The 25,015-nt window shown below is 69.1% G+C and carries 25 protein-coding genes; 8 read left to right on the top strand and 17 right to left on the bottom strand.

What is annotated here, in order from left to right; genetic code table 11:
* Complete coding sequence (locus QSK25_RS09225; protein WP_285636385.1) at positions 1-705, bottom strand: SDR family oxidoreductase; 705 nt, start codon at positions 703-705, stop codon at positions 1-3.
* 87 nt (positions 706-792) lie between these two features.
* Here QSK25_RS09225 and QSK25_RS09220 point away from each other — a divergent pair, with 87 nt between their 5' ends.
* Positions 793-1,611 carry a LysR family transcriptional regulator gene (locus QSK25_RS09220; RefSeq protein ID WP_285636382.1) on the top strand — a complete coding sequence of 273 codons (819 nt, stop codon included), beginning with the start codon at positions 793-795 and terminating at the stop codon, positions 1,609-1,611.
* Here QSK25_RS09220 and QSK25_RS09215 read toward each other — a convergent pair.
* Genes QSK25_RS09215 through QSK25_RS09200 form a run of 4 tightly spaced genes read right to left on the bottom strand, consistent with a single transcriptional unit; the run spans position 1,604 to position 4,441 of the window.
* A complete protein-coding gene (locus QSK25_RS09215) occupies positions 1,604-2,623 on the bottom strand; it encodes a CopD family protein (protein WP_285636379.1) in 1,020 nt (339 codons plus the stop codon). The genes QSK25_RS09220 and QSK25_RS09215 overlap by 8 nt on opposite strands.
* On the bottom strand, positions 2,620-3,144 hold the full coding sequence (locus QSK25_RS09210; protein ID WP_285636376.1) for a copper resistance CopC family protein: 525 nt from the start codon (positions 3,142-3,144) through the stop codon (positions 2,620-2,622). The genes QSK25_RS09215 and QSK25_RS09210 overlap by 4 nt, the downstream gene beginning before the upstream one ends.
* Positions 3,141-3,875, bottom strand: coding sequence for a YcnI family copper-binding membrane protein (locus tag QSK25_RS09205; RefSeq protein WP_285636373.1), 735 nt, complete (start codon positions 3,873-3,875; stop codon positions 3,141-3,143). The genes QSK25_RS09210 and QSK25_RS09205 overlap by 4 nt, the downstream gene beginning before the upstream one ends.
* 50 nt (positions 3,876-3,925) lie before the next feature.
* A complete protein-coding gene (locus QSK25_RS09200) occupies positions 3,926-4,441 on the bottom strand; it encodes a hypothetical protein (RefSeq protein ID WP_285636370.1) in 516 nt (171 codons plus the stop codon).
* Between the two features lie 59 nt (positions 4,442-4,500).
* On the opposite strand from QSK25_RS09200, the gene QSK25_RS09195 reads away from it, so the two are divergent.
* Positions 4,501-6,150: a BCCT family transporter gene (locus tag QSK25_RS09195; protein WP_285636367.1), complete on the top strand. Its 1,650-nt coding sequence runs from the start codon at positions 4,501-4,503 to the stop codon at positions 6,148-6,150.
* On the opposite strand, the gene QSK25_RS09190 is transcribed toward QSK25_RS09195, so the two are convergent.
* Positions 6,128-6,562, bottom strand: coding sequence for a DUF6474 family protein (locus tag QSK25_RS09190; protein ID WP_285636364.1), 435 nt, complete (start codon positions 6,560-6,562; stop codon positions 6,128-6,130). The genes QSK25_RS09195 and QSK25_RS09190 overlap by 23 nt on opposite strands.
* An 83-nt stretch (positions 6,563-6,645) precedes the next feature.
* Between QSK25_RS09190 and QSK25_RS09185 the strand changes: the two genes are divergently transcribed.
* A complete protein-coding gene (locus QSK25_RS09185; RefSeq protein WP_285636361.1) occupies positions 6,646-8,292 on the top strand; it encodes a TM0106 family RecB-like putative nuclease in 1,647 nt (548 codons plus the stop codon).
* A 102-nt stretch (positions 8,293-8,394) separates the two neighbouring features.
* Here the strand turns inward: QSK25_RS09185 and QSK25_RS09180 are convergent, their stop codons facing one another.
* Entirely contained in the window at positions 8,395-9,153 is a 759-nt protein-coding gene (locus QSK25_RS09180; protein ID WP_285636358.1) for an SDR family NAD(P)-dependent oxidoreductase, read from the bottom strand.
* Between the two features lie 373 nt (positions 9,154-9,526).
* Here QSK25_RS09180 and QSK25_RS09175 point away from each other — a divergent pair, with 373 nt between their 5' ends.
* Entirely contained in the window at positions 9,527-11,308 is a 1,782-nt protein-coding gene (locus tag QSK25_RS09175) for a gamma-glutamyltransferase family protein (RefSeq protein ID WP_285636355.1), read from the top strand.
* On the opposite strand, the gene QSK25_RS09170 is transcribed toward QSK25_RS09175, so the two are convergent.
* From QSK25_RS09170 to QSK25_RS09160, 3 genes are all read right to left on the bottom strand, one after another.
* The gene (locus tag QSK25_RS09170; protein ID WP_285636352.1) at positions 11,305-11,526 is read right to left on the bottom strand and encodes a hypothetical protein; all 222 of its coding nucleotides are present in this window, start codon (positions 11,524-11,526) and stop codon (positions 11,305-11,307) included. The two genes, QSK25_RS09175 and QSK25_RS09170, sit on opposite strands and share 4 nt — an antisense overlap.
* 89 nt (positions 11,527-11,615) lie before the next feature.
* The gene (locus QSK25_RS09165) at positions 11,616-11,963 is read right to left on the bottom strand and encodes a hypothetical protein (protein ID WP_285636348.1); all 348 of its coding nucleotides are present in this window, start codon (positions 11,961-11,963) and stop codon (positions 11,616-11,618) included.
* 65 nt (positions 11,964-12,028) lie between these two features.
* Positions 12,029-12,304: a hypothetical protein gene (locus tag QSK25_RS09160; RefSeq protein ID WP_285636345.1), complete on the bottom strand. Its 276-nt coding sequence runs from the start codon at positions 12,302-12,304 to the stop codon at positions 12,029-12,031.
* A gap of 55 nt (positions 12,305-12,359) precedes the next feature.
* Between QSK25_RS09160 and QSK25_RS09155 the strand changes: the two genes are divergently transcribed.
* A complete protein-coding gene (locus QSK25_RS09155) occupies positions 12,360-13,172 on the top strand; it encodes a helix-turn-helix domain-containing protein (protein WP_285636342.1) in 813 nt (270 codons plus the stop codon).
* Between the two features lie 17 nt (positions 13,173-13,189).
* Positions 13,190-13,369: a DUF397 domain-containing protein gene (locus tag QSK25_RS09150; RefSeq protein WP_502881816.1), complete on the top strand. Its 180-nt coding sequence runs from the start codon at positions 13,190-13,192 to the stop codon at positions 13,367-13,369.
* Positions 13,370-13,379: 10 nt separating this feature from the next.
* Here QSK25_RS09150 and QSK25_RS09145 read toward each other — a convergent pair whose 3' ends face one another.
* From QSK25_RS09145 to QSK25_RS09115, 7 genes are all read right to left on the bottom strand, one after another.
* Positions 13,380-13,754, bottom strand: a complete 375-nt coding sequence (locus QSK25_RS09145) for a hypothetical protein (RefSeq protein WP_191302224.1) — start codon at positions 13,752-13,754, stop codon at positions 13,380-13,382.
* Between the two features lie 315 nt (positions 13,755-14,069).
* Entirely contained in the window at positions 14,070-15,395 is a 1,326-nt protein-coding gene (locus QSK25_RS09140) for an acyltransferase family protein (protein WP_285636330.1), read from the bottom strand.
* Between the two features lie 90 nt (positions 15,396-15,485).
* Complete coding sequence (locus QSK25_RS09135; protein ID WP_285636328.1) at positions 15,486-16,592, bottom strand: acyltransferase family protein; 1,107 nt, start codon at positions 16,590-16,592, stop codon at positions 15,486-15,488.
* Complete coding sequence (locus tag QSK25_RS09130) at positions 16,589-17,635, bottom strand: hypothetical protein (protein WP_285636325.1); 1,047 nt, start codon at positions 17,633-17,635, stop codon at positions 16,589-16,591. Before QSK25_RS09130 ends, QSK25_RS09135 begins: the two co-directional genes overlap by 4 nt.
* Positions 17,628-18,284, bottom strand: a complete 657-nt coding sequence (locus QSK25_RS09125) for a DUF7373 family lipoprotein (RefSeq protein WP_285636322.1) — start codon at positions 18,282-18,284, stop codon at positions 17,628-17,630. The genes QSK25_RS09130 and QSK25_RS09125 overlap by 8 nt, the downstream gene beginning before the upstream one ends.
* Positions 18,285-18,372: 88 nt before the next feature.
* Complete coding sequence (locus QSK25_RS09120) at positions 18,373-22,053, bottom strand: FkbM family methyltransferase (protein WP_285636319.1); 3,681 nt, start codon at positions 22,051-22,053, stop codon at positions 18,373-18,375.
* Positions 22,046-23,149: an SHOCT domain-containing protein gene (locus QSK25_RS09115; RefSeq protein WP_285636316.1), complete on the bottom strand. Its 1,104-nt coding sequence runs from the start codon at positions 23,147-23,149 to the stop codon at positions 22,046-22,048. The genes QSK25_RS09120 and QSK25_RS09115 overlap by 8 nt, the downstream gene beginning before the upstream one ends.
* Positions 23,150-23,272: 123 nt before the next feature.
* Here QSK25_RS09115 and msrA point away from each other — a divergent pair, with 123 nt between their 5' ends.
* Both msrA and QSK25_RS09105 read left to right on the top strand, forming a co-directional pair.
* Positions 23,273-23,944, top strand: a complete 672-nt coding sequence (gene msrA / locus QSK25_RS09110) for a peptide-methionine (S)-S-oxide reductase MsrA (RefSeq protein ID WP_285636313.1) — start codon at positions 23,273-23,275, stop codon at positions 23,942-23,944.
* Positions 23,941-24,915 carry a hypothetical protein gene (locus QSK25_RS09105; RefSeq protein WP_285636310.1) on the top strand — a complete coding sequence of 325 codons (975 nt, stop codon included), beginning with the start codon at positions 23,941-23,943 and terminating at the stop codon, positions 24,913-24,915. Before msrA ends, QSK25_RS09105 begins: the two co-directional genes overlap by 4 nt.
* Positions 24,916-25,015: the final 100 nt, after the last annotated feature.

Raw genomic sequence — 25,015 nt, 5'->3', positions numbered from 1 at the left:
TCACCACGGCACGGCTCCGGCGTGGTCGAACAGACCGCCGGTAGGGCCGTCGTCGGGCAGGGTGGCCAACTCGATCGCGATCCTGGCCCCTTCCGCGGGGGTGTCCCTCCCCTGGAAGCCGTTGAGGTCGGTCGCCACGTAACCGGGGCACGCGCCGTTGACCTTGATGTTCTCCAGTTCCTTGGCGTACTGGACGGTGATGGCGTTCAGGAACGTCTTCGACGGCGAGTAGGTCCCGCTGACCCCGCCCAGGTCCTGCGTGCTCTGCAAGGTCAGTGACGCGACGTGGCTCGACAGGTTCACGATCCGTGGCCTCGACGACCGGTTGAGCAGCGGCAACATGGCGTTGGTGACCCGGACGACGCCGATCACGTTGGTCTCCATCACCGCCCTGATGCCCTCCGGCGTGGCCGTCGACGGCGCGTCCGGCCAGCCTCCGGCGATCGCGGCGTTGTTCACCAGCACGTCGAGGCGGCCGAACCGCTTCTCGACCAGCTTCGCCGCAGCCGCGACGCTCTCGTCGTCGGTCACGTCCAGCGGCACGAAGAACGCGTCCACACCCGTCGCCCGCAGCTTCGCGGTGGCCTCCTCTCCACGCCCCGCGTCCCTCGCGCCGACCCCGACGGTCATGCCGAGCCCTGCCGCGATCTCGTACCCGATGCCCTTGTTCGCGCCCGTGACCAGCGCAATCGTCTGCTCGCTCATGCATTTGATCGTGCTCGGACAGCGCGGCGGAACCAACACCGCTTCGGTCTGGCGGCGATACCTCGCGGGTATCGATACCGTGGTCGCGTGGAGACCCGGGAGCTTCGGTACTTCGTCGCGGTCGCCGAGGAACTGCACTTCGGCCGTGCCGCCGACCGGCTCGGCATCGCCCAGCCGCCGTTGTCGCGGACGATCGCCCAGCTCGAACACCGGCTCGGCGTCGCGTTGCTGACCCGCACCAGCCGCAAGGTGTCGCTCACCGAGGCGGGAGCGGTGCTGCTGACCGAGGCCAGGACGATCCTCGGCGCCGTCACCGCTGCGGAGCGGCGGACCCGGACGGTCGACCGGCCGTCGCTGGTGCTCGCCGCCAAGGCAGGGGGCTCGGGTGAACTGCTGGCGAAGCTGCTCGACGCCTACGCCGCCGAGCCCGGCGCGGTCGCCGTCGACCTGCTGCTCTGCGAGGCGCACACCTGGCAGCCGCTGCTCGACGGCCGGGCCGACGTCGCGATCCTGCACGAGCCGTTCGACTCGACGGCCGGCCTCGACGTCGAGCCGTTGCACGCCGAGAGCCAGTACGCGATCCTGCCGGCCTCGCACCCGCTGGCGGGGGAGACGCAGGTGCGGATGGCCGACCTGCCGGACCTCGCCCGCTGGCCCGAGCCCGACGGCAGCTACCTGCCCGGCCCCGGCGTGGAGGTGCACAACCTGACGCAGCTGTTCCAGATGATCACGCTCGGCCGTGCCGCCGCGGTCATGCCCGAGGTGGTCCGGGTCGGTCTGCCGGAGGGCCTGGTCGCCGTGCCGGTGGCGGACGCGCCGAAGGTGACGACGGTGATCGCGTGGCCACCGCACAGCAGGTCACGCGCCGTCGCGGACCTGGTCAGGGTGGCGACGGGGTTCAGCTGACGGGTGCGCGGCTCAGCACGACGGCGAGCCCGAACGCGATACCCATGATCGTCACCTCGAGGACCGCCCACCCGACGATCGCGGTGACCTTGTGCTGGGCGATCTTCGGCAGCAACCGCCACCGGATGTGCGCGCCCAGCAGCGCGATGAGGCCCGCGCACACGAACTTGCCGAGGAACAGCAGGCCGTAGCCGGTGGTGAAGAGCGACTGAGGGAACGGCACGACCGGGTTGAGGACCAGCTCCAGCAAGCCGTTGAACAGGCCCGTCACCGCGACGACGACCAGGCTGACGGTCGCGATCTTCGAGAACCGCGGCAGCGCGATCGCCAGCAGTCCCTTGCGGTAGGCCACCAGCGCCATCAACGCGCCGAGCCCGCCGGTCCACGCGGCCGCGCCCAGCACGTGCAGCTCCATGGAGACCATCGAGTAGTCGTGGTACTTCCAGTTGGAGGCGTGCCCGGTCACCGGGATCGGCAGCAGGCCGAACATCGAGACGAGGATCCGCAGCTCAGCGGGCACGGACTCGCCGCTGCGCACGGCCATCACGCCGACGATCAGGTAGACGAACGCGCAGGCCGCGCTGAACAGCAGGCCCTTGCCGGCGCCCACTGATCCGATGTAGTCGATCGCGTTGCCGATGCTGACGTTGCTGCCCGGCCGCAGCTCGGCGGCCTGCAACACGATCGCCGTGAGCGCCGTGGCCACCCAGACGGCGGCGGCGACGACCGCGGCCGGGCGTGCCAGCCGCATGACCGGCTCGGTGTGCGTGGGCCGGTCGAAGCCGAGCAGCTTCGGCAGGATCGAGAGCCCGACGACGATCGTCGCCGAGACGTCGAGCAGGACTCGCGTGACGGGGAGCCCGAACCGGACCACCGCCCCGGCATCGGTGACCCCGGCGACCACGACGGGTGGTGCCAGCACGAGGCCGAGCGCGATGCCACCGAGCGCGCCGAACAGCAGTCCGGCGAGGACCCGGTAGTGGGTGGGGGCGGCGGTCCGGACGTCGCTCATGCCTTCGCGTCCCCGCCACCGCGCAGGGCGAAGAACACGCCCCCGCCCAGCAGCACGACCGCGCCGACGATCCACACCCAGATGGGCAGGCCACCGCCGGAGTCGCTCGGCGCCTCGGAGCTCACCGGCGCGGTCGCCGTGCCGGTGCCGTCCTTGGTCAGCGTGAACGTCAGCTCACCCGACACGGGGTGGCCGTCCGCCGACAGGATGCGGTAGCCGATCTTGTACTCACCGGCCTTGCCGAGGGCGTTGACCTTCTGCGTGACCGCGGTGTCCTTGATCGCCGGATCGCCGTCGACCTCGTAGTGGCCGCCGGCGGCGTCGGTCACCGTGATCTCGTTGATGCCCTGCCCACCCTGGACGTCCTGGTCGAACGTCAGCGTGACGGTCGTCGGACCGACCTCCAGCGAGGTCTTGTCCTTCGGGTCGCTGCCGATGAGGGCGTTGTGCGCCGCCGCGGGGGCGGCCGTGGCGAGCACGGCCGCACCGGCGAACAGGAACGCGATCAGAGCGCGCTTCATGCCTTGCGCCGCGAACGCAGGATGGCGCCGACGCCGAAGCCCAGGCCGAGCGCGCCGATGGCGAGACCGGCACCGCCGAGGTAGCGGGCGGTGTTGTCGGTGCCCGCAGCGGACGCCTCGTGCGTGTCCGTGCTGGTGGCGGCCGGGGTCGTGCCGTGACCGCCGTGGCCGTCGTCACCGGCGGCCTTGGGGGCGAGCTTCAGCGCGGGCGCCGGGTGCTCCGGCTCCTTGCCGTCCGCGCCGGTGGCCTGCGCCCAGTCGACGACCTCGCCGTTCTCGTAGGTCTGCTTCGTCGGGAGCTCCAGCTTGTCCTTGCCCTCCGGCAGCGTGCCGATGGCGACGAAGAACTCCTGGTACTCGTTGACGTTGATCTTCACACCGGGCTCCGCGGTCCAGGTGATGGTCTTGAAGGCCTCCGTGACCTCCTTGCCGGCGATTGTCACGGGCTTGTCGAGCTTGCCCTTGACGACCTCGGCCTTCCAGCCGGCGAGCGGCTTGGTGCGCACCGACGTGAGCGGCGTGTCCTGCGGCAGCGTCACCTCGATCTTGGTGGTGCCGGCGTTGTCCCGCTCGTTCGGGACGCGGAACGCGAACGTGGCGCGGCCGCCCTGGGTGAACTCGGCGGGCTGGGCGCTGACGTGCGCCGAGGCGATGGTCGGAGTGCCGAGCACGGCGAGTCCGGCAACGGCGAGGACGGCGAGCGTGCGCACGCCAAAGCGATTTGTCGACATGAAGTTGTGGCTCCTGATGCCAAAGGGGGCTTGCAAGGGGATACGGATGATCAGGAGCCGATGGGTGGACCGCGCCGCCGATTCGCCCGCACGAGGTCCAGGTGGTGAGCGCTCCGGACGTACGGCTTGCCGGTGAACGTCCGCGCCGGCACGGTGACCGGCAGCGGCGCGAGCCTGCGGGGGATCAGGCGGCGGAGTGTGGCGAACAGCCTGAACAGGGCGTTCTCCGCGTGGAACAGCAGGATGCCGGTCAGCGTCGCGGCGACGAGGTGCGCCACGACCATCTGCCACGTCAGCGTGTTCGTGTGCTCGTGGTTGACCCAGGTGAGCAGCAGGTGCTGGGCGAGCTGGGCCGTGCCGAGCCCGGCGATGACCGAGAGCTTCCCGGAGCGCTTGTCGGCGAGTGACGACGCGGCGAACGCGATCAGCACCACCAGCGGCAGCGCGTGGATGAACTCCGACAGCTCGCCGCCGCCCAGGCCGTGGGCGGCGATCGTCAGCGCGGCAGAGGTCAGCGCAAGTGCGGCACCACGCAGGGTGCGCAACTCACTCGACCAGGTGCTCACGGGACTTGAGGGTAATCGGAGGAGTTTGACCAGGTCTACGAGCGGGTATTCACGCCCGCATGACCGTTCAATGCGACAAGCCGGGACGTACCGACCGGGTTGTTTTCGGCGTTGCCGCAGGTCTCACGCTTGCGTTCGTGACCTGGGGGATCGTCGGTACAGACTCGTTGGCGTCGGCCTCGAAGGCCGCGCTCGGCTGGATCATCCAGCATCTGGGCTGGGCTTTTGTGCTCTCCGCCACTGGCTTCGTGGTGTTCGCGCTCTGGCTCGCGTTCAGCCGCTACGGGAAGATCCCGCTGGGTCGGGACGACGAAAAACCCGAGTTCAAGACCGTGTCCTGGGTCGCGATGATGTTCAGCGCCGGAATGGGCATCGGCCTCATGTTCTACGGCGTCAACGAGCCGCTGACCCACTTCGTGAAGCCGCCGCCCGGCACCGACGGCGACCCGCTGGAAACGGCGATGGCCACCACGCTCTTCCACTGGACGCTCCACCCGTGGGCCATCTACGCCATCGTCGGCATCGCGATCGCCTACTCGAGCTTCCGCCGCGGCCGCTCGTCACTGATCAGCTCGGCGTTCGCGCCGCTGCTCGGCAAGCGCGCCGCCTCCGGCTGGGGTCGCGCCATCGACGTGATGGCGATCTTCGCGACCCTGTTCGGCTCGGCCGCCTCCCTCGGTCTCGGCGCCCTGCAGATCGGGAGCGGGCTGGAGGCGGCCGGCTGGGGCGGTGAGGTCGGCAAGGGTGCGCTGGTCGCGATCATCGCGATCCTGACCGTCGCGTTCGTCGCCTCCGCCGTCTCGGGTGTCGCCAAGGGCATCCAGTGGCTGTCGAACATCAACATGGTGCTGGCCGTGGTGCTCGCGCTGTTCCTGTTCGTGGTCGGCCCGACGATCTTCATCCTGAACCTGCTGCCCACCGCGCTCGGCGACTACTTCCGCGAACTCGCCACGATGGCCGGTCGCACCGCCGCCTCCGGTGGTGACGCGACCGAGACGTGGCTGTCCGGGTGGACGATCTTCTACTGGGCGTGGTGGATCTCGTGGACGCCGTTCGTCGGCATGTTCATCGCGCGCATCTCGCGCGGCCGCACGATCAAGCAGTTCGTCGCCGGCGTCATCCTGGTGCCGTCCGCGGTCTCGCTGGTGTGGTTCGCGATCCTCGGCGGCACCGCGATCTTCGAGCAGCGGTCGGGCGTGGACATCGCCGGCCAGTCGACGCCGGAGTCGCAACTCTTCACGCTGCTCGACCAGTTCCCGCTCGCCGCCGTCGCCGGGGTGATCGTCATGATCCTCGTGGCGATCTTCTTCGTGTCCGGCGCGGACGCGGCGTCGATCGTGATGGGAACGCTCTCGCAGGAGGGGACCATCGCGCCCCAGAAGCCGGTGGTGATCTTCTGGGGTGTGCTCACCGGTGCCGTCGCCGCGGTGATGTTGCTGGTCGGCGGGTCGAACGCGCTGACGGGCCTGCAGAACCTCACCATCATCGTCGCGTTGCCGTTCATGGTCGTGATGGTCGGTCTCTGCGTCTCGCTCGCGAAGGACCTGCGCTCCGACCCCATGATCCGGCGCGAGGAACGCGTCGCCGAGGTGATGGAGGAGGTCACCGCGCACCTCGACCCCGGTCAGGTGGTCGAGGAGGCGGCGGTGAAGGCCGTTGCGGAGGTGACCGGCAAGGTGCCGAACGTCAGCGAACGTTCAAACGCCTGAGCAGTTCCTGCTCCAGCACGTCCAGATCAGTCCCGACGGCCCGGTGCGCTGCTTTGCGCCGGGCCGTCGGCATGCGTTCGGAAGCGCGAACCGCCGCGAGCAACTGAGCCAGCCGCGACTCGGTCTTCGAAACCCAATCGGAATCTGCGGTCCGCAATGTCTCCAACGACTCCGAAAAGCCGACAATTCGCGCGTGCAGGCGAGCGCCGTAGCCGGAGTACTTGCCGATGTCGGCGACGTCGATGCCGAGCCTACGGGCGCGATAGCGGTCGTACTGCTCGCTCAAAACCCCAGCTCCGCGCACGATCGCCGGGGCGAGCACCGGAATGAGAGCAGGCCCCACCACCTTCGCGATGCCGACCAGGTTCTTCGCTCGGCCGGGCGTGAAGCCGGACTTCGCTTTGCGCGCCATTCGGGTACTCCTCCTCCGTCACGTGAAACTTACTGCCCAGGTTGCTGACACATCAGGTGGACGCGCGACATACCCTGCATCCTGTGACTTCCCAGGTGCAGCTAGACGCCGGCGTGGTCACTCGTTGTCGGCGGCGGGTGCACCTCGAAAACGATCCGGAGATGCGCGACGCTCCCAAGGCGGCGCCGGATCCGGCTTCGGAGCAACGGAAAGCGGACGCGACGAACCACCGTCGTGCGGTGGCGGACGCGCTCGGCAGAATTGTCGGCTCCAACCTCTTCGAGGTGCCGAACGGGCCGGACGTGCGCACGGCCGACCGCGAACGGGTGACGCTCGCGGCGATGGAGATGGGCACGCCGTACATCTGGGGTGCCGCGCTGCCCCGGGACGCCCGCGGTGGCCGGCGTGGCGGGATCGACCTGCTGGTCAAGGACTCCACGGGTTACGTGCCGGTGCTGGTGGTGCGGCACAAGATCACCGACCCCGGTCAGGGCGCGAAGACCTCGCCGCTCAGCATCCCGTTGCCCGACGGCAGCCGCACGGACCCGCACCGCAAGGTCCGGCCCCAGCCCCGCGACCAGCTCAGGCTCGCCCACGCGCAACGGCAGCTGCAGGCCGCCGGGTACGCGCGCAACGGCAGGGCCACCGGCGGCGTGATCGGCATGGACGCCGACGTGGTGCTGTGGCACGACCTGGAGGCGCCGACCTGGCCGGGCGGCCGCAACGCGCTGGCCGAGTACGACGCGCGGTTCAGCGACCGGCTGTCCGTGGCACTGGCGGCGGCGAACCAGAAGGAACCGCTGGCGCGGCCGTCGCGGATCGTCGACTGCAAGACCTGCCCGTGGTGGCCCACCTGCGACAACGACCTCAAGCAGGGCCGCGACGTCAGCCTCGTCGTGCGCGGCGAGGACGCGGTGGCGTTGCGGAAGATCGGTCTGTCCACTGTGGACAAGCTGGCTGAGCTCGACCCCGCCGCCGAGGGGCCGATCCAGCTCGTCGGCATGCCGTTCGGCGACGCCGTGGTGCTGGCGCGCGCGTGGCTGCGCGACCTCACGCTGGTGCGCCGCGTGCCCGAGATGAACGTGCCGCGCGCGGACGTCGAGGTCGACGTCGACATGGAGAGCTTCGGCGACCTCGGCGCGTACATGTGGGGCTGTCTGTTGTCCGGCAAGGACATCGACGAACCGCAGGGCTACCGCGCGTTCGTCACGTGGGACGCGCTGCCGTGCGACGACGAGGCCCGTTCGTTCGCCGAGTTCTGGACCTGGCTGACCGGCATCCGCTTGCGCGCCAAGGCACGCGGCCTCTCGTTCCGCGCCTACTGCTACAACGAGCTGGCCGAGAACCGCTGGCTGCTGGCGTCGGCGGAACGGTTCGCGGGCAAGCCCGGCATCCCGACGGTCGCGCAGATCAAGGAGTTCATCGAGTCGGACTCCTGGGTCGACCTGTTCGGCATCGTCCGCGAGCAGTTCCTGTGCGCGCACGGCAAGGGCCTGAAGGTCATCGCGCCGGTCGCCGGGTTCTCGTGGCGCGACCCCGAGGCCGGTGGCGAGAACTCGATGCGCTGGTACCGGGCCGCGGTGGGGCTGAACGAGGGTGACGAGCTCGACGTGGCCCAGCGGCAGCGGCTGCTGGAGTACAACGAGGACGACGTCCTGGCCACCCACCGCCTGCGCGAGTGGATGACCTCGGACGCCATGTCCCGCCTGCCGTACGCGGGAGACCTCTGACCCCCGTACAACCGGACCGCTCCCCGCTTTCAAAGTGCACGCGGGGACCTTTCGTTCGCGCTGAGGACACGCGAGGCCCCCGCGTGCCCTCAGCGGAGGGTGCTAGCGGGGGGCCATGCGGAGGGCGCCGTCCATGCGGATGACCTCCGCGTTCAGGTAGTCGTGCTCGATGATCGAGAGCGCGAGCTGCGCGTACTCCGACGGCTGCGCGAGGCGCTTCGGGAACGGCACGCCGGCGGCGAGGCCCGCGCGGAACTCGTCGGAGACCGTGGCGAGCATCGGGGTGTCGACGATGCCGGGCGCGATCGTCAGCACGCGGATGCCCACGTTCGACAGGTCGCGGGCGGCCGGGAGGGTCATGCCGACGACGCCGCCCTTGGAGGAGGCGTAGGCGACCTGGCCGATCTGGCCGTCGAACGCGGCGATGGACGCGGTGTTGATGATGACGCCGCGGGCGCCGTGCTCGAGCTCCTCGGTCTTGCCCATCGCCGCGGCGGCCAGGCGCAGCACGTTGAACGTGCCGATGAGGTTGACCTCGATGATCTTGCGGTAGAGGTCGAGGTCGTGCGGGCCGGTCTTGCCGACGGTGCGCGACGACGGGCCGATGCCCGCGCAGTTGACCGTGATGCGCAGCGGGGAACCGGAGCCGGCGGCGGTGTCGACGGCGGCCTGGACCTCTTCGCCCGAGGTCACGTCGGCGGCCAGGTAGGTGACGTTCTCGATCGCGTCGGCCTGCTCGATGGCGCTCGGCAGGTCGAGGGCGAACACCTGCGCTCCCCGCGCCGCCAGCGCACGGGCGGTGGCGCCGCCGAGACCGGACGCGCCACCGGTGACGATGGCCGCGGTACCCGAGATCTCCATGCCTTCATCCTCCTCGAAGCGAAGTGCTCGCGAGGAGGTTAACGGTCGTTACCTCGACATCAACGGTCGGACCAGTGGAGCAGTGCCACCAGCGGCACCGCTGCCACGAACGCGAGACCGATGAAGATCGTTGCGATGGTCAGAATTCCCATGCTTAGAAGTGTGCAGTTTGATCTTGGTTGAAACATCGCCCGCGCCGGTAGACCTCTGGTAGGAGATCTGTCGCCCTCGGCTACGACCAAAGTTGTACGAGGTCAGGGTGTGCGGCCGTTCGAGGTTCTTGATCCGCCGGACGGGCGACTGCTCCATTCGGGGGTGGGGTGTGCGTCACTCGGAGTCATGCAAGATAGTTAGCCTCGCGTACCTTTAGATCGTGTTCACCACGCGCCCCGAACTCGTCGGCACCTTCGGCATGGTCGCTTCGACCCACTGGCTGGCCTCCGCGTCGGCCATGGCGGTCCTGGAGGACGGCGGCAACGCCTTCGACGCCGCGGTCACCGCCGGATTCGTGTTGCAGGTGGTGGAACCGCACCTCAACGGCCCCGGCGGCGAGGTGCCGATCCTCTTCTCGGCGGCCGGAGCGGCCCCGCAGGTGCTCTGCGGACAGGGCGTCGCGCCGGCCGGAGCGTCCATCGAGCACTACACCGACCTCGGTCTGGACCTCGTCCCCGGCAGCGGTCTGCTGTCCGCGACGGTGCCCGGCGCGTGGGACGGCTGGCTCACCCTTCTGCGTGACCACGGCACGAAGTCGTTGCGCGACGTGCTCGATCGGGCAATCGGCTACGCCCGCGAGGGCTTTCCCCTCGTCGAACGTGCGGTGCACACGATCTCGATGGTCTCGGACCTCTTCCGCGACCACTGGCCCACCTCGGCCGCGCAGTGGATGCCCGACGGCGTCCTGCCCGCGCCCGGCGGGAAGTTCCGCAACCCCAAGCTCGCCGACACCTGGGAGTGGCTGCTCGCCGCCGCCGAGGCCGCGGGGTCCGACCGCGAGGCGCAGATCGAGGCGGCGCGCCGGGCGTGGTCGCAGGGGTTCGTGGCCGCGCAGATCGACGAGTTCTGCCGCTCCGAGTTCCGCGACGACTCCGGCCGCGACCACGCGGGTGTGCTGACCGGTGCCGACATGGCGTCCTGGGAGGCGTCCTACGAGGACGCCGTCGTGGCGGACTTCGGCGAGTGGTCGGTCGTGAAGGCCGGTGCCTGGACGCAGGGACCCGTGCTGGCACAACAGCTCCGGCTGCTGGAGGGCTACGACCTGTCCTACGTGGACGGCAAGCCGACCGCGGAGACGCTGCACCTCGCCGTCGAGGCGGCCAAGCTCGCGTTCGCCGACCGCGAGGCCTGGTACGGCGACGACCCGGCCGTGCCGCTGGAGACGTTGCTGTCCCGCGAGTACGCCTCGCAGCGGCGCGCGCTGATCGGCGACACCGCCTCGTTCGAACTCCGGCCCGGCTCGCCCGACGGCCGCAACCCGTTGCTGCCCAAGCACATCACCAGCGGACCGTCCCACCTGGTCTCCGACCCGACCGGTGCGATCGGGGAGCCGACGGTGGAACGCTCCGGCGTGACGCGCGGCGACACGGTGCACGTGGACGTCGTGGACCGCTGGGGCAACATGGTCTCGGCGACCCCGTCCGGCGGCTGGTTGCAGTCCTCGCCGACGATCCCGTCGCTCGGCTTCTGCCTGGGCAGCCGCGCCCAGATGTTCTGGCTGGACCGGGACCTGCCGAACTCGCTGGCCCCCGGCAAGCGGCCGCGGATCACCCTGTCGCCGTCGATGGCACTGCGCGACGGCCGTCCGGCGCTCGCGTTCGGCACGCCCGGCGGTGACCAGCAGGACCAGTGGCAGCTCGGGTTCTGGCTCGCGCACCAGGCGGGTCTGAACCTGCAGGAGGCGATCGACTCGCCGATGTGGCACTCCAACGCGTTCCCGAGCTCGTTCTACCCGAGGGCCTGGACCCCGGGGGAACTGGTCATCGAATCGCGCGTCGGTGCCGACGTGCTGGCGGAACTGCGCTCACGCGGCCACGAGGTCGTGGACGCGGGTGAGTGGACGCTCGGCCGGATGTCCGCCGTGGCACGGGATGCCGCAGACGGACTCCTGCGCGCCGGGGCGAATCCACGCGGCGCGCAGGGGTACGCAGCAGGCCGCTAGGGCCGGCTGTCGACGACCTTGGAGCCGTCGTGGACCATCTCCACGTTGGCGCCACCGAAGTTGTGCAGCGTGGACACCCCGGCGCTGTCACCGAGCTCGCTGATCTTGCCGATCGGGTCGACGTCCGGCAGCTGCGGCGCGGCGTGCGCGGTACCGGCCAGCGCGGCGAGCGCGCCCGCGGCGATACCGGCGGAAGCGACGATCTTCTTGATGCCCAAGGCGTTTCGCTCCTGAAGAAAGTGGAACGGCGCCCGATTCGAGGGGGAGGGAATCGGGCGCCGCCCCGGCCAGGGAAGAACCGGTCGGATCAGATGTCGAGGTGCGCGAAGCCGTGCGGGTCGCCCTGCGGCTCGTTGAGGCCGAGCAGCGTCGCGGCCGGGAGACCGGTGGCGCCGGCGTCGACGTTCTCGACGATCGCGTCGAGGTTGGCCTCTTCCGCGTTGATGGCCTGGATCTTGCCGGTGGCGTCGGCGGTGTCGACGGACGCGAGGTTGCCGACCTGGGCGACGTCGCCCAGCTGACCACCGAGGTCGGGCTGCGTGTTGGCGGTGACGTCCGCGTGGTCGGCGGCGTGTGCGGTACCACCCAGGCCGAGCATGACGGCGGTGCTGCCGAGGGCGACAGCGGCCCCCGCGACGGTCTTCCTGAGGTTCATGGGCGCGAACGTTTCGTGTCCGGACCCTCTACATCAAGCTCCGTAACTCAGGCGGGGGAAGTTCTTCATTCTTTCAGGGGGCGCCAGCGCAGAGCGGCCGTGCAAACCCGTTCCCCGCCACGCCACACGGATATCGCGTACAGCCCCGGTTTCGTTCCGGCCCGCGACATGAAGTCGTACGCGCACTCCCGCGTGTACTGCTGCCGCCAGTCATCGCCTTTCTTTATGTACCAACCGTGGTCGACGACCTCTTCGGTGTGCTCGAGCACCAGCGCGCCGTCGGGGAGGCGCCGGTGGTACTCGATGCGGTGGAGGTGGTCCATGACCAGTACGTTCCTCACCGCACCCAGCGAGTGAGAATCTCAATTTCCGGATCTTGCCCGTAACGTTTGGGCCGTGGCTGAACCCACGTTCCGGCAGAGGCGCCTCGGCGAGGCGTTGAAACTGCTGCGCGAACGCTCGGGCCTGAGCCAGCGGGAAGCTTCCGACCGGATCGACTACAACGTCCCGAAGCTCAGCCGCATCGAGAACGGTCAGGTGCCGGACATCCACGCGTTGCGGGCCATGCTCGACATCTACGGCGTCATCGCCGACGAAGAAGCGCCTTACGTCGAGATGTGGGAGCTCGCCAAGGAAAAGGGTTGGTGGAAGCAGTACCGCCTGGAGGATCAGGGGTACATCAGCCTCGAACACGACGCGTCCGCGATCAAGGAGTTCCAGTCGAGCTACCTCCCCGGCATGGTGCAGACCAGGGGGTACATGCGCGCGGTGTTCGCGGGTGCTCGGACGCAACGGTCCAAGAAGTGGATCGACAACCAGATCGAGGTCCGGGTCCGGAGGCAGCAACGCCTTCTCGGCGCCGACCCGGTGAGCTATCACGCGATCATCGCGGAATCCGCGCTTCGTCATGCGGATGGCGGGCAACTGCGGCACATCGCCGAGCTCTGCCTGCTACCGAACGTCACCATTCAGGTCGTATTGGACACAGCCGGCCTGCACGACGGGCACAACGGGCCCTTCACTTTGCTGGACTTCCCGTTCGACGGAGACCCTCAGGTCCTCTACGTCGAGCACGCCGGTGGCTCGATGCACATCGAGGACCAGCACCGGGTCAAGGCCGCTACCCTTACCTTCAAGCACCTCTCGAAGCTGGCGTTGACCGCCGAAGAGTCCGCCGCGTGGATCGAGGGGTTGGCTGCCGAGAGGTAGGGGTCCAGGTGTCTGCTGTGTGGCGCAAGAGCAGCCGCAGCAACAACGGCGGAAACGGCAACTGCGTGGAAATCGCGCTGAACGGCCAGGCCGCGCGCGTGCGCGACTCCAAGAACCGAGCGAGTTCGGAAGTCGCCGCGCCCCAGTGGGCGTCGTTCATCGGCGCCGTGAAACGCGGCGACTTCGAAAAGAACTGACGGGACCGGCCTAGGCGATGGCGCCGGGCGGCAACTTCAGCTTGAACGGCAACGTCGTCACGACGGCGAGATCGGATGCCGTCGCCTTCATCAACGTGGGAGCGTTGCGCGCGCCGGGTTCAGGCAGGTCCAGCAGCCTGTCCACGGCCTCGACCAACGGGCCCTCGTAGATCCACACGGCCTGGGCCGGACGAGCGGAGTCGCGCACCGCGGGAAGTCGTCCCGCGCGCGCCTCGGTCTCCGACCAGAACAGGATCGAGTCGATGAAGCCTCTGCGCTGCTTGAACGCCATGATTCGGTCGAGCTGCCCGGCGTCGTCCCTCAGGTGGAGGAACTGAAAGCCACTCTCGCGCAGCTCGATGACCTTGTTCAGTGCGTGGTCCATGGCGCACCTACCCCTGTGAGGTCCCCTTCGGGTGACTGATCAGTCATACGACCCGAAAGGATCGTACGGTAAGTCAACGTTCCGCCGTAAGACGTACTCCGAACGAGTATCTCAATTGGTGGACGTTTGTGGCGCAGGGTAATCGTTGGTCTTCTTGGAAGAGGAAACGGCCAGGAGGACCGCTACGGTTCGCACCAAGAACGCCAAACCGCCCAATGTGACTAATGTCACGGTGATCAACATTGTCGCCTCCGAGTGGCTCCTACACCCGTAGTAGACGTGTAGCACTCGCTCGCGGTTGCAGGTGGGACCGACTCACTGCACGGGGCGATTTGTCGGCCGGCGGTCGCGCCGTTGCCCTTCCTGCTCCTGTTTGGCGAGCAACGAGGCCACCGAGATCGCCTGCGTCGCGCTGTCCTCCAGCCGGCGCCGGCGGCGTTCGTCCGGGTCGTCGGCGGGGAACGCCGGCACGCGGGGCAGCAACGCCGTCTGTTCCTCGGGAGACTCCTCGGAGGACTCCGCAGGCTTGCGGACCCGCGGGATCTCCACGGTCACCTCGGCCGTGACGACCTGGGGCGACGACGGGGTGTCGGCGGGCCGCCTGCGGCGCGACAGCTTGCGCGCGAGCACGTGGCTCGGCTTCTCGACCAGCCGGTAGCTCACCTCGACGACGAGGGCCAGGCCGACCATCGCCAGCACCATCGCGAGCCACAGCGGCAGCGTCGGCCGCATCAGGCTCAGCAGCCCGAACGCCACCAGACCGTGCAACAGGTAGATCGAGTAGCTGCGCTCGGACAACGCGATCCAGACCTTGCGCTCGCGCAGCCGGGGCTCGGCGAACAGGCCGACGAAGAAGAACAGCACCGCGACCATCAGCGCCAGCGGGTACGAGGTGTCGAGCCGGCCGAGCTTCAGGTGCTCGCCCAGCACGTACAACGACCACGCGACGCCGAAGAACACCCCGCCGGCCCACAGCGGGATCCGCCGGGTCGTGGTCGCCCAGATGATCTGTCCGAGGATCGGTATCGGCAGGTACGAGACGTTCACCGCGAACAACGCCCACGACGGCCCGAACTCGCGCCGCGACATCAGCACGACGAACACGAACACGAGCAGGATCGAGATGACCAGCCACACGTGCTTGCGCAGCAACGGCAGCAGCAACACCAGCAGGACGTAGAAGATGACCTCGACGACCAGCGTCCAGGCCACGCCGACCAGCACGACCTGCGGCACGATCAGGTAGTTGACCACCAGCGAGTTGGTGATGATCGTCCACAGCGTGATGTCGTGGTTCTTGCCGACGACCACGGAGTGCGCGTCGGCGCCCAGCGTCATCACCAGCGCCGTCAGCAGCACGACGAACGTCATCGGGATGTAGACGCGCACGAACCGGTTCACGGCGAACCGCCACTGGCCCTGCTTCATCGCGATCGGCGTCACGACGAACCCGCTGACCAGGAAGAAGAACGGCACGGCGATCTGCCCGATGCCCTGCAGTCCCATGTGCATCGGGTCGGACGTCAGTGCGTCGACGAAGGAGAAGACCGGCGCGTCGTCGCCCTCGACCTTGGCGACCCACTGCTCGGAGAGGTGGCTGTAGACGACCAGCAGCGCGGCTACCGCCCGGCCGATGTCCACGAACGCGACTCTGGTCTTCTGACCGACGTCTGGGGCGGGGTGTTGCACACCAGGGGTAACGATCGGTGCACCTGGTGGATACGGTTCAGATCAGCGTTTGGTCCGCTTCTCCCACCGTCGGGTGGCGTTGTGGGCAGGCATCTCCACCAGGCGGTGCAGGACCTCGGCCACCAACGCGGTCAGCGCGAGCCCCATCACGGCGACGAGGTTCGGGTCGAGCACACCCATGAGAGTGTCGAACAGCGGGTACATGCAGGACAGGTGCACGAGGTAGATGGCGTACGTCCGCTTCGACCAGCCCCGGACGAACGCCGACCGCGTCACCGGCCCGGACGCGGACACCAGCACGATCGTCAGCAGCACCGCGATGAACAACGTCCGCGGCACCGAATCGCCCTGCGAGGTGTAGCCGCCGACCTTGTCCGCCCAGGTGAACAGCACGAAGTGGACCGCGCCGATGGCCACGCCCGCGAGTGGGTGCACCTTGCGCGAGTGCACGAGCGAGATCAGCTGACCGATGACGAGCACCGGCAGGTACGCGCCGAACTGGCCGATCTGGTGCGAGGTGTTGGTCGAGAACTGGTCGGTGATCAGCAGCGTGATGAAGCACAACGGTGCGGCGGCCAGCGGCGGGATCCACGGCCAGCGGCGCAGCGCCGGGATCGTCGCCGCCACGTACGCGTAGAACACGATCTGGATGGTCAGCGTCCACGTCACCGCGACCAGCGCGACGAACGGGTCCTGGAAGTAGTTCACCAGGAACATGCCGCTGATCATGTCGCCGAACGTCAGGTCGCTCTCCTTGGCCGACGACACCTGGAAACCCAGGTTGATCAGCAGCCAGACCAGCGGCGTGACGACCCACAGCAGTGGCAGGAGCCGCACGACGCGGCGCCGCAGGAACTGCAGCGGCTTCTCGCGGTCGGCCACGTGCGTCACCACGACACCGCTGACCACCAGGAACAGCGCCACACCCAGGAACGACAGCCGCGGGTTCAGGTGCAACGTGCCGACGACGTCGCGCTCGACCCAGTGCGCCAGCCAGAAGTCCTTGTCCCGCAACGTGAACCAGGCGGTCAGGTGGGTCAGCACCACGCAGACCGACGCGATGACGCGCAGCAGGTCGAGGCCGTGCATGTACCCGGTCGCGGGCTTGGCGGCCGGCGGCACGACAGGCTTGGTCAAGGTATCGGTCACGACAGCCGCCCCACGGCGCGATGCACGCCTTCAGCGCAGAGACCTGCCACGGCGAATGCGATCGGGATCGCCAGCACCAGCGGCATCCAGCCGCGCTGGAGTCCGAGCACGGCGTAGCCGACCACCAGGATCGAGAAGAACAACGGCAGCGCGCGGCTCGCGAGCCAGCGCACCGGGGCCTTGCCGGCGACGGCAGCGCCACGCGGCAGTGCGATGAGCATCAGCAGCACGGCATAAGCACCGCTCAACGGGTGCCACCAGCCACCCAGTTCCGGGAACAACCGGTCGTGCACGACGAGCAGCACCAGGCTCGCCACTCCGAACCCGACGCCGAACCGCGCGTTCAGCCCGCCCGACCGGAACATCCAGGCCAGCTGGCCGATCAGCAGCAGCGGCAGGTAGCCCGCGACCAGCCCGAGCGAGTGCAGGAACGAGGACGCGTCCACCTCGTTCGACCAGCCGCCCAGCAGGATCAGCCCGCCGACGACCTCGAGTTGCACGACCGCGGCGATCTTCGGATAGCGCAGCAACGGCCGCACTGCGAGCAACAGCAGCACGAACAACAAAGCAGCCGTGACAGGAGCGTTGAGTCCGAGCAACGACGGCTGCCCGAAGAGACCCGGTACGAGCCAGAGGTTCGCGAACACCGCGCCGAACGACAGCGACGGTTCGGCGGGTTCGGTCAACGGCGTGGCGCCCACCAGCACCAGCACCGTGCTGAGCAGCACCGCGCCGACGACGACCGGCAGCACGGTCCGCCCCAGCAACGTCAGGAACTGCCGCGGCGACCGCTGTGCCGCCGACTCCGACAGCACGTACCCGGCCACCACCAGCAGCAGCGCGACGCCGAGGAACCCGAAGTCCTCACCGATGCCGGTCGGCTGGTTCACCCAGCCGCGGATCGTCACGAGCAGGTCCGGCGACTGCCCGTACCGGCTCGTCCAGAGCCCGAAGAGGTAGCTGTAGCCGACGAGGACGACCCCCGCCGCCGCGAGCACCGACAGCCCGGCCACGCGTTCGGTCCGCACCACCTGGTCAACCATCGGCGGGCAACACCTTCAGCTGGCGCTCGAGCAGAGCGCCGAACCGGTCCCGCGCGTCCTCGGCGGTGTTGGCGTGCAACTCCAGCCGCACCACCAGGTCGCCGTGGACGTAGTGCGCGCGCACGACCGGCTTGCGTTCCGGGTCGGACGTCCCGCTCACCGGGAACACCTCCGCCTGCCGCTGCACGGACGCGGGCTCCGGATCACGCCGCTGGAACCCCGCCTCGAACTGGTACGCGTCGAGCCCGTCGGCAGCCGCGATCGCCGCGTCCCGGTCACGCAGTTGCACGACCGCCACGATGACCTTGCCCTCCGGACGGCGCGACGAGACGGCCACGCGAGCCGCGCCGGCGTCCCCCGCCTCGTAGGTGTCGATCTCCACCGGGCTGAGGAACTGCATGTTCTCGACCTCCGGCCAGCTGCGCACGAACGCGTAGCTCTCCAGCCCGGAGTCGAAGTCCGCCAGGGCCAGCGGATCAGCGGCCAGCCGGCCTTCCTCGCCGGTCGGTTCGAGGTTGCGCGCGGTCGCGGGCAACGGCTGTCCTCCCCAGATCAGCCACCCCCCGAACGCGACACCCGCCAGCGCGACGACGACCGCGAGCGCACTCAGCAGCCGGGCAGGCCGGACGTTGCGACGACCGTCCTCCACGCGGTCAATCCTTCCCCCAGAAGACGACGAACGGGTGGCAACCTTCGTCGCCACCCGTCGATTGTCGCAGGACGTTACGCCAAATTTCCTAGCTTTGCGCAGGTGAGCTGGGTCGCAGCCACAAAGTCGTGAACCCGGACTCCGAGTTGATCGCCTCGGAGATCAGCTCCGCGTCCGTGTAGTCACCACCCGTGGTCCCGTTCTCCCGCACCGGTGACGGGTCGTAGCCCAGCGCCCGGTACTCGGCCAGCACCTCGGCCGGGTCGTCGCCGAGCTCCTCGATCGCGCCGGGGTCGAACTCGCACACGACGTGCGGCCTGTCCCGTTCGACGATGCCGGTGAGCCCGTTCAACGCCCGGTGGTCACGGCCCTGCAGGTCGATCTTGACCAGCGAGATCCGCTGCGAGGTCACCTCGTCGCGGCCGTCGAGCCGGACCGCCGGGATCACCACGCCGGCACCCGAACCCTCGTGGGCCCGGTAGTCGCCGCTGTTGTTCTCCTCGGCCTGCACCAGGCGGATCTCGGTCTCCGAGTCCCACGCGGCCATGGCCAGCACGGTGACCGGAGCCCGGTCGCCGATGTTGACCCGCACGTTGCGGCTCAGGAAGTCGGCGTTGACCGGGTTGGCCTCCACCGCGACCGCGCCCGCCATGCCCGACGTGCGCTGGAGCAGCCGCAACGTGTGATAGCCGACGTGCGCGCCGATGTCGAGGAACGTGCCGTCGCCCACCAGTTCCGCCATGAGATCGGCCTCGCCGATCTCCCACGAACGGTGGTGTTGCAGCCACGGGAACACCACGGCGTCCTTCGGCATGAGCAACGTGCCCGCGTCGCACACGACCACGTCGGCGTCCGGCGGCACGGGGGCGTGCCGGAGGCGTTGCACCTGGTAGACCGCCTCGACGTCCTCGACCACGTGCGCGAACCGCGCCTCGTCGTCGTCCAGCCTGCGGTCCCGGTCGGCGAACATCTCGAACGTCTTGCGGTCGCTCGCCTCGAGCCGTTCCCAGACCTTGCCCAGGCGTTCGTCGATGGCGGCGGCGAGCTCGTCACCCCGGTCGGCGGCGAGGTCCGTGACGGACTTGTCCAGCCGGGCGAAGTCCTCGCCCAGCTCACGGCCCTGGTCGGCGAGGTCCGAGATCTCGTGCTCGATCAGCGTGAGCCGTTCGGTGTCGCGTTCGACCGCCTCCAGCCGCGCCATCATCGAGCCGAGCGTGTGCTCCACGCCGTCGACGACCGCGCCGAGCACCTTGCGCTGGTGCACGTCGTAGTGGTCGATCGAACGCAGGACCGCCTTGCGCAGCACCGGGGCGAGCGGGATGCGGGACGCGGTGCCCACCTCCGCCCGCCACAGCAGAGCCTGCCGGGAGTCGCGCAACGGCTGCAGCGGGTCGTCGATCTTCTGCCCGGTCTGGGACGCGTGCGGGGACTTCCAGATCTGGTAGGCCGCTTCGAGCTGCTCGCGCATCCACGTCGCCGCGTCGCGCATCGACCTCGTGCGCAGGACGTGCGTGCGTGCAGCCTTACCGCGCCGTGCGGCCTCTTCCGGGTTGTCCGCGACCTCACGCATCGCGGCGGCCGCGGCGTCGAGGTCGGGATCCGCCCAGTGCGAGTCCTCCGGGTACGGGTAGTTGCCCTTGCCCACCGGGACGAGCCGGTACGGGACGGGCCAGCCGGTGCGCTCGTCCAGGAACTCCGTGGTGCTGGAGTAGTCCGTGGAGATCACCGGCAGCGCGCGGGCCATCGCCTCGGCGACGGTCAGGCCGAAGCCCTCGCTGCGGTGCAACGACACGTAGGCGGTGCTCGTCGCGTACAGCTCGTCCAGCTCGGCCACGCTCAGGTAGCGCTCGACGAGTTCGATCCGGTCGTCGTCCGCGATCAGCACGCGCAGCTTCTCCGCGGTGTGCGGGTGCTTCGCGCCGTTGATCGCCTTCAGCACGAGCCGGACGTCGTCGCGTCCCTCGAAGGCCTTCTGGAACGCCGTCACGACGCCCCACGGGTTCTTGCGCTCGCCGATGCTCGCGAAGTCGAACGCGAACAGGAACCGCGCCTGCGCCGGGTCAGGACGGCGGTCCGGCTCACCCGGATCGCGCACCGGCACCGGGATCGTCTTGACCGGCACCGGCGAGTGCCTGGTCAGCGCGTCGCGGACGAAGTCGCTGACCGTCCACACCTCGTCGACCTCGCGGAACGCGGCGTGCATGTGCTCGGGGAAGTCCTCGAGCTCCCACGCCCAGAGGCCGATCCGGTAGCGGTGGTGACCGACCTGCGGGCGGTGCCGGAGCACGGCCTGCGTCTGGTCGGCGTTCACGCACAGCAGGCTGACCGGGAAGCGCGGCTCGCCGACGGTGCCCGGCCGGTCGATGCCCTTGCGGTTGGTGACCAGCTCGTCCTCGACGACCGACGCGACGGGCACGCCCGCCTGGTCGATCGCGTCGTGCACGATCCTGGCCATCTCGCCGACACCGAGCTCCGCCGTCAGGTAGCCGACGACGTTGACGCCGAACGCGTCCACGGGCTCCTTGAGCTGAGCCGGTTCGCCGGGCAGCGCCCACGCCGGCAACGCCTCCTCGCGGATGCCACTGGTGCGGCACCAGCTCCGGAAGCCCTCCGCGTCCGCGCCGTGCGGTGCGGGGAACGCCATCTGCAGGTCGGCCCGCGACTCCCAGACGGCGAGCGCGAGCCGGTTGAGGCCGCTGTCCTTCGGCGCGTTCTCGGGCAGTTCGGTCAGCCACTGCTTGAGCGCGGCGTGGTGCTCGGCGTCGAACGCGTGCGGCGGCGCGTCCTCCTTCTCGCGCTCCGCCTTCACCCACGCGTCGCGGAACAGCGTCCGCATCGCCGGGGTGATCTTGGTGCCGTCCGCGGCCTTCGCGAAGCCGTAGGGGATCGACTCCAGCGTCTGCGCGTAGCCGTTCGCCTTGAGCTTGGCGCCGTACGAATCGCACAGCTGACGCACGACCGGGTGTTCGGACAGCAGCACACGGGGCTTGAACGGCGCGTGGCTCGTCAGGATCCACGGGCGTTCGGGGCGGTAACCGCTGTAGTGGAAGAACCGCAACGGTTCCCCGCCCGCGGTGAACACGCCGTTCTCCTCGCGCACCGGACGCTCGTGGACGTTCCAGTAGGCGACGTTGAAGCCGGGATCGCGCAGCACGGTGTTCGGGAACAACGCCGGGACCTGGTCGACCCAGCGCTGGTCGGTGAAGAGCTGCCTGTGCGGCGCGACGATCGCGTCGTGGCGCAGGCGTTCGGCCCAGAAGTCGAGGAACGCCTCCGAACCCGGACCCGTCGCGACGAAGCCCAGGTTGAAGATGCCGGACCCCATGATCGCGGCCTCGCTGGGCTCCTTGCCGTCGCGGGGCAGCGGCTGCAGGAAGTGCGGCGTGAGCACGATGCCGTGCGCCATCGCCAGGTCCGCGAGCTCGGGCATCGGGGCGAAGACCTCGATGTCCGGGTCGATGTACATGACGACATCGCTGGACTTGCGCAGCTCACGCAGCAGGTAGGGCTTCACGGCCGTGGCGAGCTCGGTGACCGAGTAGCCGGTGGCCATGCGGAAGTAGTCGTCCTCGCCGATCCCGGCGGTGCCGGGACCGACGATCGTCCAGCCGTTCTGCTCCTCGGTCCGGTCCCACTCCGCGTCGATGACAGCGATGACGAAGTGGTGACCGGGGTGGTGCTCCAGGTACGAGGTGGCGAGGACGCGGGCAGCGGGCAGGTAGTTGCCGGCCACCACCGTGCAGGCGGTGACCCGGCGCTCGTCACTCATCGGCAGACAGGGCCTTCAACTGCGCGTCGAGGGCGTCCTTGAAGTTCTTCTGCGCGGCTTCGGTCGTCTTGGAGGACATGTCGAGCCGGATGATGAGGTCCTTGCTCGTGTAGTGACCACGCACGCGGGCGTTGTCCGGAGCCTTGGCCTCGAGGTTGCCGACCAGCACGCCGTTGGGCGCGCCCGTGGCCTCGGTCATGCCGTTGTTGATCTGGATGTCGGCCAGTTCCTTGGCGGCGGTCTTGGCGGCCGCGGCGTCCTTGGCCTGGACGATCAGCAGGATGCCCTTGGAACCGTCGTCCGTCGTGAACTGGACGAGCTTGGTCTTGGTCGCGCCGGCGACGTTGTAGGACAGCACCTCGCTGTCGAGCAGGTACTTGAGCGTCGGAACCGGGGTGAAGTCCTTGACCTGCTTGTTCTCGGCGACCTTGCCGGGCAGCTTGCCCGCGGGCAACGGGTCCGGCGGCGCGCTCGGCGTGGTGCTGGTCGACGTCGTGGTCGTGGTGCCACCGGCGGTGGTGTCGGTGCCGCCCCGGCCCCACAGCCAGTAGGCGCCGAAACCGAGACCGGCCAGCAGGACCACGGCCAGCACGATGCCGATGACCTTGCCCTTGCCGCCCTTGGAACCCTCGTCGAAGACCTCGGGTCCGTGGCTCCAGCCCGGCGAGGGCTGGTTGATCGCGTCGAAGTCGCCACCGATCCACGGCGGCGGCGCCGACTGCTGTTGCTGGGGCTGGCCCCACCCGCCGGGACCGGGCTGCACGGGCGTGACGTACTGCGTCCGCTCCGCGTCGCTCGACCGGTTCTGCGTGTTCACCACCTGCGTGGCGTCCGGGTTGGGGTTCTGCTGCTGCGGCTGCTGCTGGGGCGGCGCCTGGTTCGGGACCACCTGGGTGGCGTCCGAGTTCGAGGCGCTGGGCGGCTTCGCCTCCCACTTGAACGGGGGAGCGAACGGAGCCTGAGGTGCCGCCTGAGCAGGTGCACCACCCGCAGAACCGGAGAGGATCTCGTCCCGGCGACGTCGGTAGTCGTCAGCCGAGATCCGACCAGAGGCGAGTTCGTTGTCGAGCTTCTGCAGCTCGTCTTGCCAGGTCACCCCTGGCACCCCCTTCCGCGCGAACATGAGACTCGGACATTGTGCCCGTGTCCTGTAAGGCCTTCGTGCGGGCCTCTCAAGTCGTGACCTGGTTGTGGCGCTTCGCACCGATATATTGGCCGCATGGCCTGGTTCGGACGCAACAAACCGCAGGTGGTGGCCCCGGCAGACGCTCTACCGGGCCGAACTGAACCGCTGCAGGTGGCGCCGTCCCACGCGGTGTTCACGGACCGGCCGCTCCAGCCGCCCTTCCCGTCCGGTCATCGGACCGCCGTCCTCGGACTCGGCTGCTTCTGGGGCGCCGAACGCCTTTTCTGGCAGACGCCGGGCGTCTGGACCACCGCCGTCGGCTACGCGGGCGGCACCACCCCGAACCCCACCTACGAGGAAGTCTGCTCCGGCCTGACCGGCCACGCAGAGGTGGTCCTGGTCGTCTTCGACCCCACCGCGCTGCCGTTCGCGGAGCTGCTGCGGGTGTTCTGGGAGGGCCACGACCCGACCCAGGGAATGCGGCAGGGAGCCGACATCGGCACCCAGTACCGATCTCTGGTGCTCGTGGCCGACGAGGGCCAGCGCGTCACGGCTGAAGCTTCGCTGAACGTTTACCAGCAGGCGCTCGATGCCGCCGGTGCCCGGAAGATCACGACGACGGTGGAGGAGCTCGGCGAGTTCTACTACGCCGAGGACTACCACCAGCAGTACCTGTCGGACGTGAAGAACCCCTACGGCTACTGCGGGTTGGGCGGCACGGGCGTCAGCTGCCCGGTGGGCCTGAACGTCGACGCCCCGCGGTGAGCGGGAAGACCGGCTTCTTCGCGGACGTCGTGCAGACCGGCACCGTCCTCGGCCTCGACGCCAACCTCGGCCCGGACGCCGCCGCCACGGTCATGGGCGGGCTCGGCGGCGAGAACCGCAGCGGCCGCTCCTACTGGCGTTCGTACGGACTCGTCGAGGTCGGCTGGTACCTCCGGCGACGCGACCTGGGCTGGCAGGGCGAGCACCTCGCCGTGCAGGCGCACCGGCTCGAGCACGGTCCCGAGTGGGTGGACGACGCCGTCGCCGCGCACCACGGCCGGTTCGAGGGCCTGATGATGTTCGACGACCTGGCCGCGGAGCTGACCCGGCGCGGCGTCGACCTCGTCGCGCTCGGCGGGCCGAGGCAGGGGCTCCAGGAGTACTGGGCGCCGGAGTCGCAGATGACGTTGTTCGTGGGCGTGGGCGAGGAGCACCACCCCGGCAGCGTGCAGAAGGTCTGCACGGCGTTCGGGCGCGACCTCACGATCACGTTCGACGGCGACCCCAAGATCGTGTGGCAGCAGCTGAAAGCGGTCGCCGCCATGCCCGTCGAGCAACGGGTTCGTTGGGCGGCAACGAAAGCGCCCGCGGACTTCCGTTCGTGGTGGCGGTACTGCACGCGGCTGGCCGCGGCGCGCACCTCGTCGCACGACGAAGTGCCTGAGCGACAGCGGTTCGTGGACTTCGTGTTCTGGATGTGGGAGCACGGACGTGCGGAACGTGTGTACACGGACAAGGAAATCGCCTTCCTGCGAGCCGAGTTCGTGGCCCGGCTGGAGGAGCTCCACTTCGGACTTTCCCTGCCCAGCAACGACGACCTGGTCAACGCGTGCCTCGACCAGGTCAGCGAACCGTTGTGCCGCGCCGACAAGAACCTGGTCGACGTGGCGAGACTGCTCCGGCACGGGCTCACCGACACCAGCCGGTTCGACTTGATCTACGAGCGGCGCAGTTCGCCGATTGTGAGCTAAAAGAGACTTGTTTTCCCAGGTCGGCCGACTTAGCGTCCACGCCTGAAGCCATGCACACCGCACGGCGGGGGTATTGCGCGGTACGTCGGGGGTCGTGTCG

This window comes from Lentzea sp. NBRC 102530 (genome assembly GCF_030269365.1).
Taxonomy (GTDB): Bacteria; Actinomycetota; Actinomycetes; order Mycobacteriales; family Pseudonocardiaceae; genus Lentzea.
This window is presented reverse-complemented; position numbering and strand designations above follow the sequence as displayed.